The sequence below is a fragment of the Enterococcus sp. DIV0724b genome (assembly GCF_050531475.1).
Classification (GTDB): Bacteria; Bacillota; Bacilli; order Lactobacillales; family Enterococcaceae; genus Enterococcus_L; species Enterococcus_L haemoperoxidus.
On sequence record NZ_CP172890.1, the window covers coordinates 2,725,190 to 2,738,332 of the forward strand.

Annotated in this window: 11 protein-coding genes, 1 tRNA gene and 1 other annotated feature (1 of these 13 running past the window's edge); of the genes, 1 reads left to right on the forward strand and 11 read right to left on the reverse strand. The window is 36.9% G+C overall.

Annotation, left to right across the window (positions count from 1 at the left end; genetic code table 11):
* Positions 1–15 (reverse strand) — a sequence feature (ribosomal protein L21 leader region) (it extends 63 nt beyond the left edge of the window).
* Between the two features lie 171 nt (positions 16–186).
* Positions 187–260: transfer RNA gene (locus IGJ02_RS12620), tRNA-Arg, on the forward strand.
* Between the two features lie 61 nt (positions 261–321).
* On the opposite strand, the gene IGJ02_RS12625 is transcribed toward IGJ02_RS12620, so the two are convergent.
* The 11 genes from IGJ02_RS12625 to IGJ02_RS12675 all read right to left on the reverse strand — a co-directional run bounded on the left by IGJ02_RS12625 (position 322) and on the right by IGJ02_RS12675 (position 13,114).
* Complete coding sequence (locus IGJ02_RS12625; RefSeq protein WP_034682605.1) at positions 322–2,211, reverse strand: ABC transporter ATP-binding protein; 1,890 nt, start codon at positions 2,209–2,211, stop codon at positions 322–324.
* Positions 2,204–3,940: an ABC transporter ATP-binding protein gene (locus tag IGJ02_RS12630; RefSeq protein ID WP_430602215.1), complete on the reverse strand. Its 1,737-nt coding sequence runs from the start codon at positions 3,938–3,940 to the stop codon at positions 2,204–2,206. The genes IGJ02_RS12625 and IGJ02_RS12630 overlap by 8 nt, the downstream gene beginning before the upstream one ends.
* Positions 3,937–4,401, reverse strand: a complete 465-nt coding sequence (locus IGJ02_RS12635) for a MarR family winged helix-turn-helix transcriptional regulator (protein WP_010762826.1) — start codon at positions 4,399–4,401, stop codon at positions 3,937–3,939. Before IGJ02_RS12635 ends, IGJ02_RS12630 begins: the two co-directional genes overlap by 4 nt.
* A 210-nt stretch (positions 4,402–4,611) precedes the next feature.
* Entirely contained in the window at positions 4,612–5,061 is a 450-nt protein-coding gene (locus IGJ02_RS12640; RefSeq protein WP_430602217.1) for a phage baseplate protein, read from the reverse strand.
* Entirely contained in the window at positions 5,061–5,336 is a 276-nt protein-coding gene (locus tag IGJ02_RS12645; RefSeq protein ID WP_430602219.1) for a collagen-like protein, read from the reverse strand. The genes IGJ02_RS12640 and IGJ02_RS12645 overlap by 1 nt, the downstream gene beginning before the upstream one ends.
* Positions 5,333–5,563: a hypothetical protein gene (locus tag IGJ02_RS12650; protein ID WP_010762823.1), complete on the reverse strand. Its 231-nt coding sequence runs from the start codon at positions 5,561–5,563 to the stop codon at positions 5,333–5,335. Before IGJ02_RS12650 ends, IGJ02_RS12645 begins: the two co-directional genes overlap by 4 nt.
* Positions 5,563–6,438, reverse strand: a complete 876-nt coding sequence (locus IGJ02_RS12655) for a phage baseplate upper protein (protein ID WP_430602221.1) — start codon at positions 6,436–6,438, stop codon at positions 5,563–5,565. The genes IGJ02_RS12650 and IGJ02_RS12655 overlap by 1 nt, the downstream gene beginning before the upstream one ends.
* 25 nt (positions 6,439–6,463) lie before the next feature.
* Complete coding sequence (locus IGJ02_RS12660) at positions 6,464–9,271, reverse strand: phage tail spike protein (protein ID WP_430602222.1); 2,808 nt, start codon at positions 9,269–9,271, stop codon at positions 6,464–6,466.
* On the reverse strand, positions 9,268–10,035 hold the full coding sequence (locus tag IGJ02_RS12665; RefSeq protein ID WP_430602223.1) for a distal tail protein Dit: 768 nt from the start codon (positions 10,033–10,035) through the stop codon (positions 9,268–9,270). The genes IGJ02_RS12660 and IGJ02_RS12665 overlap by 4 nt, the downstream gene beginning before the upstream one ends.
* A gap of 13 nt (positions 10,036–10,048) precedes the next feature.
* The gene (locus IGJ02_RS12670) at positions 10,049–12,814 is read right to left on the reverse strand and encodes a phage tail protein (protein ID WP_430602225.1); all 2,766 of its coding nucleotides are present in this window, start codon (positions 12,812–12,814) and stop codon (positions 10,049–10,051) included.
* 15 nt (positions 12,815–12,829) lie between these two features.
* A complete protein-coding gene (locus IGJ02_RS12675) occupies positions 12,830–13,114 on the reverse strand; it encodes a hypothetical protein (RefSeq protein WP_086444995.1) in 285 nt (94 codons plus the stop codon).
* Positions 13,115–13,143 lie beyond the last annotated feature (29 nt).

A 13,143-nucleotide genomic window follows, 5' to 3' on the forward strand; every position in this document is an offset into this window, starting at 1 on the left:
CGGTTGTAGCTGTGGAGTCCACAATTACAACATTAATATTGTATCAAAATAAGAATACTGAGTCAATGAAAACTTGACTTTTCTCTCCTACAAACTTCTTTTCAAATTTTTTTGTTGTTATTTCTAATTTATGATTGACTTTGTTATGTATCTTCATTATAATAAATTCTGTTGCGTTAACATTTTGCGCCAATAGCTCAGCTGGATAGAGCACTCGCCTTCTAAGCGAGCGGTCGGGAGTTCGAATCTCTCTTGGCGTATTATTTAAACGTTCATATCAAAAAACACCAACCATTTTATGGTTGGTGTTTTTTATTGCTGTTATGAAAGCTCAACTTTGCCTGTATAGAGTTGATGATAAATCCCTTTTTCTTCAAGCAAATCTTCATGACTGCCTCGTTCAATGATACGTCCATGATCCATTACCATGATCGCATCTGAATTTTGAATCGTCGATAATCGATGGGCGATAACGAATACCGTTCTGCCTTTCATCAACCGATCCATACCAGCTTGCACATGTTTTTCTGTTCTTGTATCGATACTAGAAGTTGCTTCATCCAAAATCATTACTGGCGGATCAGCAATCGCAGCACGCGCAATTGACAACAATTGGCGTTGTCCTTGTGATAATCCGTCACCGTCCCCTGTGATTACAGTATCATATTTATTAGGTAAATTATTGATAAAATCCTCAGCGTTCGCTAACTTAGCCGCTTTGATGACATCATCATCCGATGCATTCAATTTTCCATAACGAATGTTCTCACGAATCGTGCCAGTAAATAAATGAGTATCCTGTAAGACAATCCCTAATGATCTTCGTAAAGAACTTTTCTTGATTTTTTTCACATTGATTCCATCATAGCGAATTTTACCTTCTTGAATATCATAAAACCGATTGATCAAGTTCGTGATCGTTGTTTTACCGGCTCCAGTTGCACCTACAAAAGCTACTTTTTGACCTGGTTCGGCATATAGATTGATATCTTTTAATACCCGTTGCTTATCTGTATAGCCAAATGAGACATCTTCAAAGCGTACATCTCCAGTTAATTCAGTATACGTAACGGTGCCATCGTTATGAGGGTGCTTCCACGCCCACAATCCCGTTCTAGCTTCACTTTCAACAAGAGTACCTGACTCACGATTTACATTAACCAACGTCACATAACCATCATCTACTTCCGGTTCTTCATCAATCAAATCAAAGATACGGTCAGCTCCTGCTAACGCCATGATCACAAAATTGATTTGTTGAGAGACTTGGCTGATCGGCATATTTAATGAACGACTCAATTGAAGAAAAGAAGCGATCATCCCAATGGTCAGACCAGAAACCCCATATACAGAAAAAATGCCGCCGACTACCGCTAAAAGTACATATTGAATATTTAGTAAATTCATCATGATTGGCATTAAACTATTCGCATATTTATTCGCTTGAGTAGCACTTTGACGTAATTCCTCATTGATGACTTTAAATTGTTTGATTGTTTGCGGTTCGTGATTAAAAATTTTCACTACTTTTTGTCCATGCATGATTTCTTCAATAAACCCATTTACACTTCCTAAATCCCGTTGCTGTTTGCCAAAATAACGACTACTACGCCCAGCGATCATTCGAATCGTCACGATCATTATAGAAACAGAGACGATCACCACTAAAGTCAATGGCACACTGATGGTAAACATGGCGATAAACACACTGATAAAGCTGACTACAGCGGCAATCAGATTAGGAATACTTTGAGAAATCATCTGCCTCAAGGTATCCGTATCATTGGTAAAGTGACTCATAATATCCCCATCAGAATTTGAATCAAAATAACGAATCGGTAATGTTTCTAGATGGGTAAACATTTCATCTCGAATTGTTTTTTGTGTTCCTTCACTAATACGAACCATAATTAGATTAAAGCCTAAATTTGAAATGATCCCAACGCCGTAAATCAGCGCCATCGTCGTAATTGCCTTCAATAATCCAGAAAAATTAGGATTGCTTTGTCCAAGTAATGGTGTGATATAGTCATCAATCACAACTTGTAAGAATAAAGAGCCTCGAACATTGGCGAAGGTGCTTAGCAAAATGAGAATCATTACTAATACTAGACGAAACTTATATTTTTTAACCATATATGAAAACAGTCGCTTTAGCGTTTTCAAAGGATCTTGACTTTTGCGAATCCCTTTTGTTTGTTCATCACGCATTCTCTTCACCAAATCCTTTCTCCTGAGACTCATAGACTTCTTGATAAATTTGATTCGTAGCAAGTAATTCGTCATGGGTTCCGATGGCATCGATCAAGCCTTTATCCATCACAATAATACGATCAGAATCTTGAACAGAAGACACACGTTGTCCGATGATAAAGGTTGTCGTTCCTGGAATTTCTTGGCGCATTCCTTCCCGAATCAAACGATCTGTTTTGGTATCCACCGCACTTGTCGAATCATCTAAAATCAAAATTTTTGGTTTTTTCAATAATGCACGAGCAATACATAGCCGTTGTTTTTGTCCACCAGATACATTGTTTCCACCTTGGGAAAGCATCGTATCATATTTGTCAGGAAATTCTTCAATAAAACTATCCGCCTGAGCAATTTTACAGACTCTGATCAAGTCTTCATCTGTAGCCTCTTCATTTCCCCAACGTAAATTTTCTTTAATGGTTCCTGTAAACAAAACGTTATTTTGTAAAACCATACTAACTTGATCTCGTAATGATTTTAGGTCATACTCCCGTACATCATGTCCACCGACTTCTACAGAGCCTTGTGTGACATCATATAGTCTTGGGATCAGCTGAACCAAAGTTGATTTAGAACTCCCCGTTCCACCAACTATTCCGATCACTTCACCCGATTTGATTTCCATATTCGCATGCATCAAGGCTAGTTTTTCAAGATCATTGGCATAGCTAAAACAAACATCGTTAAAACGAACAGAGCCATCTGGAATTTCAAAAAGTGGGTTTTCGTTATTTTTTAAATCACTTTCTTCCGATAAAACTTCTGTGATTCGCTCAGCTGAAGTTCGTGCAATAAGTACAATCACAAAAACCATTGATAGCATGTTTAAGCTCATCAAAATCTGCATGGTATAGGTAAACATGCTGACTAATTCCCCAGTAGTCAATGTACTGCCAACGACAAATTTTGCCCCTAACCATGATATCAACAACATGCATGTATAAACTGCAAATTGTAAAATAGGGTTATTAAACGCAACAATACTTTGAGCTTTTGAGAAAGTTTTGTAAATATCTTTAGAAACAGTTTTAAATTTCTCGTCTTCATGTTCTTCTCTTACATAAGATTTAACGACCCGAATTCCTTGCAAGTTTTCTTGAACAACGTTATTTAATTTATCGTAAATACGAAAAACTTTATTGAAATTAGGATGAGCAAAATAAATAACTAGCGCTAAACCGATCATCAAAAACGGTACAACACCTAAATAAATCAAGGACAGATCCTTGTTGATACTATAAGCCATCGCTAATGAAAAAATCATGATCAATGGACTACGGACTAAAAGTCGAATAATCATTTGATACGCATTTTGGACATTGGTCACATCCGTTGTCATTCGTGTGATCAAGCTAGACGTTGAAAAACGATCAATGTTTGAAAAAGAAAACCCTTGGATGCGAACAAATAATTGATCTCGTAAATTTTTCGCAAATCCAGCTGATGCAACCGCGGCATACCGACCGGACATCGCACCAAAAAATAACGCAATGATGGCACAAACAAATAGAATTGCTCCATACATCAAAATGGCTTTGGTATCGCCTTTTTCGATGCCGTTATCGATCATCATTGCCATAACCAATGGGATAATGATATCTAAAATTACTTCTCCAGTTACATAAAGCGGCGTAATGATACTTTCTTTTTTATAGACACCGATATTGGCGATCAGTTTTTTTATCATGTAATCCGTTCACCTTCCTTATTTATTTTTTTGCTGTTTTCAGACAGTTTGTCCAATAATTTAAAAAAAATTACTAATTCTTCTTCTGGTATTCCTTGGACGAGTAACTCATCGAATTTATGTAGCTTTACAATGTTTTCTTTGACTTTTTGTTGCCCTAATTCAGTTAAGATGATCGTTTTGTAGCGGTTGTCTTCTTTGCAACTGCTTCGTTGGATAAATAGGCGTTTTTCCATTGTTTGTAGAACACCTGTCGCAGTGGATCGACGAATATCAAATTCTTGTTCTATGTCTTTTTGATAGACTGGTACTTGTTGGCTATTGCGTCGATGGATAAAGTTGAGGATGCGCATTTGGATGCTTGAGGATGCTTCGCCATCGTCTTCTTTTAAAATTTCTGCTGCTTTTCGGTTAAGTTCGTTGGCTAATATTCTGATTTTTAGACCGATTTTTCTGTCCATGATTTACCTCCTTAATATATAGTTCGGCTCCTAACTATAGTACGATAGATATTATCATATAGTCAAGGGAGTCTATATAGAAGTAGATTTTCTGTTAGTAGATACGATACTTATAAATCTATGGAATAGATTAACATGATAGTTCTGCAAGTCAAAAAACCTGATAAATAAGATGACTTATCTTCAGGTTTTTTGATTTACTAAAATTAACTAGGCTGTACGCTGCCATATAAACACGGTTTTATAAGGTTGTAAGTTATTATGTGCCAACCCTCCCCCAGAGTTTTTTGACATCTTATTTTCAGCATCACCCCATAAAAAACCAGAAGTTCCTGTACCACTTACAGCTGGATTCGTCCCTTTGGTAAGTCCAAGTTGATGACCGTGAGAGGGCATTTCATTCACGGTTAAAGTATGGGTTTTCGAACCACCAGTTTTACCTGCAACAAAATCCACATCAGTTTCATCCACACCAACTAGTACTTTCCCTTTGATTCTTTCCCATGTCCCGCCAATAAAACTATTCAAATCTATATCTTTAGTACTCATATAAATTGAACCTACTGGATAAATCAAATCAATTAATCCATCAATCGCACTTGTATGCGTCTTCGGATATAATAAATTTCCTTTTTCTTCTAATTGTACAATATCTGCCATTATACTGCTCCCACCTTACTAAACGTTATTATTGGTAATGTATCTAATTTTTTCTTATCCGCGGCACTCATCAGTCCATTGACTGTTTGTGTTGCTACAGCTGTTGTTGTAGCGTTTGTTCCAGCTGGTCCCTGTGGTCCCGTTGCACCTTGAGGGCCTTGTGGACCTGTATCTCCTTTTTCACCTTTGATTGTTGTGATCCCTTCAACTGCACTGACGTGTGTTTTAGGATAAACAACAGCTCCATCACTTTTTAATTCAACGATATCTGTCATACTGTTCCCACCTTATCTATTGTGATATTTGTGCCTTGAACCCCTAAGTCCTTGGCCGTTAATGTAATATCGCCCGTTTTTCCGTTGATCGACGTTACGCCGGCTCCTACTGTTTCGATTTTATCTAAACCGAGTATTGCACTAACATGCGTCTCGGGAAATACTTGACGTTGTACGCCTGCTTCATCTGTTTCCATGACTTTTTTGATCTCTACTTCATGAGCCATTATACTGATCCCACCTTTCGAATAAAGAACGTATTTTGCTTTTGACTGTCGATCTCAGCTATAACCAAAGCCGATTCTTCTTTTTTATGAGTAACGGTTCTTACTTTAGTTACAGTATGATTCAAGCTAAACTTATCATCGCGAATTGTTCTAAGAACACCTGTCTCTCCACTTTTCAACGTAAAATGTGCTTGTTTTAGCTCTTCAATCAAATTCAAAAGATTTCCTGCAACATTTTCGTCTAAAATCCCTTTGATTGTAGCAAACCATTGATCAAATGTAGCTCGTTGAACTTCCGTCCATTGATCATAGCGCTGTTGACTGGTTGTGATCCATGTCTGAAACTCCGCAATGATGTGCTGTAGCTCTTCTTGTGCGACTAGATACCAGTCATCATAAATCTCTTGGCAGGTTTTCACCCATTCTGTGAAATAGCGTAAAATTTCTTCAAACGTCCAAATATAGTTACTATCTTTGATTCCTTCATCGTAAATACTTTCTTTAACCTGGTAAGCAAAATCTCGAGTGGAAAATTGTTGTCGCCAACTTAGATCTTTTTGAAGTTCTCTAAAGCTGAAATAAGCTATATTTTCTCCTGTATTTTGCATATCGTAATTAGTTAATGTGTATTGTAATTTACCTTTTTTTGCATCAATGATTTTCGTGACTTTTTGCTCAGATAAACCAAGACCTGCATGATGTCCTTGTTTGACGCAAAAAAATGGGGTTAAATTTGAAATGTCTTTTGGTTTTCCGTGCTCTGTTACGGTCACATCCAAAACTTGCGTTCCTTCATCGAATTGACGAATCATGATTGATGGAATGTTATCGTTTGGTTGTGTGATCGATAAAAAAATTGGATATATAATTGACATTTGCTCACTCCTTTCTAAAAATTGCTTATTTGGGTGGGATTACGATCGAACTGATTTCGCTTGACCCGACCCATGTGCGGTCGTATCTTTCGATAATTTGACCTTTTCCGATATTTTGTTCATACGTCTGAAATCCGCCAGCAGTTACTCCTCTGATGACGCCTGTATGTCCATACGTATAGTCGACGTTGAAGCCACCAATATTTCCGCCACGTTTCCAGTTGATTATGGCACCTGTCATCAAGTCTTTATACTCAGGTTGATAGATAACTTTCCAGCCAAGCGCAGCCCAATCATACGAGCTACCAATATCAGCTGCCGCTTCTGTATTTCCAATCACATGACTTAAAGGATAGTTCGTTTGAGCGCCCAAACCACAGCCTCCTAAAAAACCTGAATATTCTGCTGGTACAGCATAACATTGACCATTCCCCCAATAACGACCAACTAAGGATTCTAAATGATCCAGTCCTGCTTTTCCTGCTCCATTTGACGGTTTTAATTCTTTAAATTTGTTATACCATTCTTGTGCATAGCCCTGTCTTTCTGGGTGTGCATTTTTAGGGCGTTCAAAATTCATTTCAAAAGCATAAGCAGCTTTGGCTGGATCTGAAATCGCCTTAAAACTGCTAACACTTGTTGGATTAACCGCACCGATCCACTGTCCGTTGTACATACACCAATCAATTAATTTAGCTTGCGCTAATGTTGATTGATAATCATTTGTAATACCCGCCGCTCCAATCAAACGTTTAACGTACTCGCGCCCATCCCAAGTTGGGCTGCCAATTAGCGGATAACTTGAGCCATCCCATTGCACCAAACCATAGGCTGGTCCACCAATTTGGTCTGTATTTGGGTCCATCGTTCCACCAGTTTCTTGTTGAACATTTCCTAAAATACCAGCGGCAGCTGCTTGGCTATAACCATTAGAGATTAGAAAGCTCCACAAATCCCAAGCAAATTTATCTGTTTGAGTGTTTACCTCAGGCGGATATGCACCACCAGTACTTCCGTTACCACCACTGCCATTCCCATTACCGGTGATTTCTTTGCCGTTTAGGAACAATTTCCCTTTAATGTTTAGATTGCCAGTAATATTTAAGTCACCATTAATTTCTCCTTGACCGTGTAATCGCCATATTTTCTTATTTGCGTTTGATTCTTTAGGGATTTCAAACACCGCACTCGGTGCTCTTTCTTCTTTAGAAACCGCTGAACCAATTGAAAACTTATATCCCGGAATTTGACAAATGGCAACACCCACTGGTTCTTTCGTTTTCCCATCTATTACAGCACCGATCCAGCCTTCTTCTTCATTCTTTTTTTGATTTCTAAAAGCAATGGTTCCATTTGACTGTAATTTGATTTGAAAATCATTATCTTTCTTTGTTTGAACAGTAACGCCTTCTAAGGTGCCAGCTTGAATAAAGTCAGCATTAAACTTTCCATCAATCGTCCAAGCTGTTTTAGGCGTATTTGTAAATTTATCTTTAACAAAGCCTATGCCATCAGAGTTCATGATTAAAAAATGTTTACTATTCTCTAACGAATTTCCATCCATAAAGACTTGTTGATAAGGTTCACGGTTATTGGATTTTCCTGTTTCAATTCCATTCATTAATTTTATAGAACCGCCTTTGGCACCACGAATAATATCATCTTGCCATTTGGAAATTTCTTCAGAATCATAAAAAGTCATCTTTTTCTCTTCCAATGAATCTACATTTCCTTTGAGATCCGAAGTAACTTTTGAAATGCTCTTCTTAATATTATCTCCTAAACCTGCTTCGACTTTCCCCGTTAAACGATCAATTTTCACCTTGAAGATTCGAGTTTGGTAATGATAGTTTCGATCATGACGATGAATCGTTACGGTATTACCAATCGTGTCTCCACCTAAAATCTCAGTTTTAAATTGAACGAGCGGACGAGAATATTCAACAAGCGAATCATATGTTTTTTGTAGCAATTTTTCTGGACTTTCTTCTTCATCAAATGTAATGACTTTTTCCCGTCTTCGCATCCCACCATTTTTTAGCGGGATACCATATTGTTTGGTCATCTCGGGAAATTCCAGCCAATTTTGTCCTTTGGGTTTATTCAAAGGCTTGCCATTGGCTTTTTTCCACTCTACATTAGTAAATTCGATTCGTTTGCCTTTACCATCGCCCACATCTTCGCCACGTCCGCGACCGATTAAACTTGTGTAAACCTGATTACGGTCTTGTTCTTTCACAATGCTTAACGCTTTTTCCCCATAGGTAAAACGTTGTTTGCTTTGTTCCCCAATTTCACGATAGACTTCTAGCCATTTATCGGTAATACCGATTCCGTCAATCTTATATTTAAACAAGATTTCGCAGCCTTGTGCTTGAATATTTTTTAAGGCATCCCGCACAGAGAGAAAACGAAAATCTTCTGTTAGTAACGGTAAATTGGACTCAATTTTCCCCAAGCTCCATTCGGTTTCTGTCAACAATTTTTGAATCGTATTTTTGATTGATTCATTTTTAACTTGAACATTTTTAACCACGTACGAATCTAACTCATCAGGGGCAAAGCTAATTCCCACAAAAGATAACAAGTTTTCCTCTTCACTATCTAAAATAATTCTATATAAACTATATGAAGCGGATTCTTCCTTCACAGCCATATAAGCTGCTTGCTTTAATTCTTCGTCATAGATGGTTGATACATTCAGCGTATCATTCATCAATTCAGCTTTATTTGAAGTAATTTCTTTTTCCTGAATCACTTCGACTAATTCATTTTCTTTAACGATTCGAAGCAAATGTTGCCGCTCATCAAAAAAATAAACGCTCTTGTTCATAGTTGTACCTCCCGATAAGAAAGAATCATTTTACCGTTATTACAGTGAACGGATTGACCTTCTTTAATCCTAAAGTTTTCAAAGTCACTTTCTAAATCGAGTAAAAAAGTTTGATCCAATTCATTTACAAAAACTTTTCCTTTTAAAAAATCAAACACAACTTGATCGCCTGCGCTTAAATTGTAGCTAGTGATTTTAATTGTTTGGTCGCCGTTTGTAATCTTTAAAGGACCAAAAGCGACAATCGTCACTTTGATTTTTTCTGGTATCGTTTGATAGGGTAAATAGGTTGTAATGGGTCCGTCCGTTTTCAGTAACACCGAATATTTCTTGGGATCGGTACAAAGAATTTCAAAGCTTGCAATGATACTATTGGTATCTCCACGAACTTCATCTGTTGTCATATATTGTCCGTGATAATGATAATCTAATTCATCTTTAAAGCGAATTTCAACAGCCGACTCTTTATAAAGCAATTGCATCAATTGATGGTATTTTTTTTGAACCTCTTTAGCATCTTTTCCAATCAACTGATAGGTCACTTTAATTGTTCGAGCGGGTAATTTTTGATTTAATTTAATACTTCCAACTTGGGTTTCTTGCGTGTCTACCGTAAGTGACAGCATTTCTCTACCTGTTACCGCTAAAGTACGATAACCATCGATCATTTTTTCGAGATAAACACCATCATACATCATGGCTGAGGAAGGAAGGATCAAATCATCTTTATGGACTTTTTTAGTTGTGTCTTCAAAATAATACATGTTTTCCCTCCTTCTAAAATGCTAAGTTAATAGCAGAATCTTGTCCCATTGCTTCTGAAATATCGGAAACAAAGGCTTTGAATTGTTGATTGCCGAGTTTGATATTGAAGGTTGCAGGTTGTTTGCTCTGGATCATCATTTGTTTACTACTTGATTGAACCGATACATCTTGAATCGTTTCTAACTGTTGATCTAAACTGTCTAAGCTTGGCAACATGATTTGAGAAGCTAATTTATCCATTGGTTGGTCAACTACATGAGCATTTCGTTCAATACCAATAGCTAGACCTGCTGGTAACATTGCGCCGATTTCGTCTCGCATCCAACGAGATGGTGAATGGATTTTGAACTTGCCAGTAAAGAAATTTTTAATACCATCACCAATATTGGATAAAGTTTTAAAAAGCCATTTCACTCCTGCCTCGATACCATCTATCAAGCCTTGGATTATATTGCCACCAATTTCAAATAAATCTACTCCTGTAAGTTCTTTGATTATTTCGTTACCCATTCTCAATCCTGCACTAGCAATATCTGGTAAAAGCCCAATAATCCCTTCAACAAAAGTCCCTAACAACTTACCAGCTGCTGATAAAATTTCTGGTAGATTATCCCATAATCCTTTACACAACGTTGCAACAATTTTTATTGCTGCATCAATTAAAGTTGGTAATTGCTCTAATAGTGTTCCTACTAAGGTTGCAATTGCTTCTATAGCGACTGGTATCAAAGTGGGTAATACAGAGGCGATCCCTTCTGCAAGTTTTGTTAAAACCTCAACACCTTTTTTAATAATTTCTGGTAATTTATTCGTGATATTTGTGGTGAATGCTTCAATAATATTTGTTACAGTAGTAACAATCTGATCCTTATTCGCTAAAATCCCATCGACTAATGCAATCAACAAATCTAATCCTGTCAATAATAGTTGTGGTGCTGCCGATAATAAACTAGTGGCTAATGATTCAATCAACATCAGTGCTGCTGGAATCAAGGTAGGTAAGCTTTCAATTACACCTTGAACTAGTGCGCCAATCAGATCAACTGCACTTTGCATGATTACAGGTAGATTTACAGCGATAGCTTCTGCTAATCCAGTAACTATTTGAGCACCAGAACTAATCAAATCTGGTAATTTAGTAATAATTCCATCTACAAATCCTTGAATGATTTCAGGCCCTTTGGTTGTAGCAGTTTCAATCATACTACTAATTTGACCACCCATCTGACCGTCTAACAAAGCTAATCCAGCTAATGCAACACCTAAAATGGCCGTAGGTGCGATAGCTTTCATGGCAATCCCCATAACTGACACTAATCCTTGAACCATTCCACCTAAAGCTGTTGTTCCGATTTTCATCGGTACTTGTATTGCTTTAGATAATCCGGTACCTATTACACTGAACTTTGAAAGTTTCTGTTTTATATCTTCTAACCCAAAATCTAATGTAGATCTGAGCGCTGCAGTTGGATCTAATTCCCCACTAGCATATGGGTCTGTCAATTTGGGCGGAGCAATCTTCGCTAACATCGAAAATCCTGTATTACTCATCGTTTCCTTGACACCACTTATTTTTTTCTCCAACTCAGAAAATCTTTTTACAGATATTTGTGACGCCTTATCAAGCTCCTTAAATGCATCATCCCCAATTTTTAGTTCTCCCTTAAAAACTTTCAGACCATTTTTGGCATCTGAAAATCGTCGAACTAAATTTTGTGTGCTTTCATCCATTCGATTAAATTGGGAGTCATCAATTTCCAATTTCCCGTTAAATACTTTTTTTAATAGAGAATAATTCTGACTTGTTTGATCCATCGATTGATTCATATTCTGAAACATTGAACCACTTTTAGAAGTAACTGTTTGGAAGGCTTTTCCAATGCCCATGAGAGAATTTTGAAAATCTGGCAGCCCAATGTTCCCTAGATTTCCATCCAAACTACTTATCCTAGCTTTTATTTCATCAAATGAGTTCCCTATGCTGGAAGTATTTTCTAATGGCTTAAAAAGTCCTATTAAACTTATTTTTAACTTTTGAAAACTATTTTCTGTACTTTTTATTTGCTTTTCTGGTTCCTTTATAGCATTTGTCAATGTACTATTTAGTTTTTCACTCGTTACTATCAAACTAGAAACTGATGCATCGATTGATGCTATCGTCGCGTTAATTATACTGCTAAAAGTTCCAACAATTGGTAGGCTGCTCGTAAATGTTGTACTGAAAGCATTTATACTTTGGCTCATACTAAAAAATTCGGTTGTTATTTTTCTTCCGATATCAACTAATTCCTTAAGATTTGAACCATCCAGAACTAACTCGTTTTTCAAGCTAGTTAGAAGAGTTTGAAAGCTGACAAAACTTCGAATTAAAGTTTTTGTTTGGCTACCCAGCGAAATTAAACTAGTGTCATCTATACTTAGTTCCCCATTGAAAACTTTACTAAGCATTTCATAGCTCTTACTTGCTTGATTCATTGAACGAATCATCTGAGAACTTTGATTCGTTACCTCAGAAAAGGCCACTCCGATATTTGTAAGAGTTGTTTGAAATTCTGATAAATCGTTCGCTGAAATTGCTTTGTTTAAAGATTCGATCTGCTTTTCCATATGAAGAAATGGTTTTGATAGTTTTGAAGTTTTCGATAGCGGTTTTACAAAGTTATTCAAATGCTTAGTCGCTTTAACTATTTGTTGATCCAACCCCTTAGTAGCCTTGATTGATTTGTTTATGGATCGAGCAAATTGTCTATTTGTTGTTGGTAATATCTCGTCTGTCATCTTCCTCCTCCTTTCCTATGAATTAAAATTGGCGATCCAATTTTGAAGTTTTTCTTTATCAGGAGAAGTACGTTTTTGTCTGCCTAATAATCTCTCTTCTGCTTTACGATAATCGAAGAATTTATCAAAGGTTCTAAAAACAGGTTTGCCTTTTCGTGTTTGTCCCGCCATAACAGTTGCCCAAGCTTGTAGATGAATCTCATATTGTCGATCCAACTGTTTTAATTGATAGGCCTTCATACGTAGTTCGTAATTCGGAATCGTCAAACGATCTATTTCATTAAAATCCTCGATTTTCAAGAAACGTAAACAGTTTAATCGAACTTGCT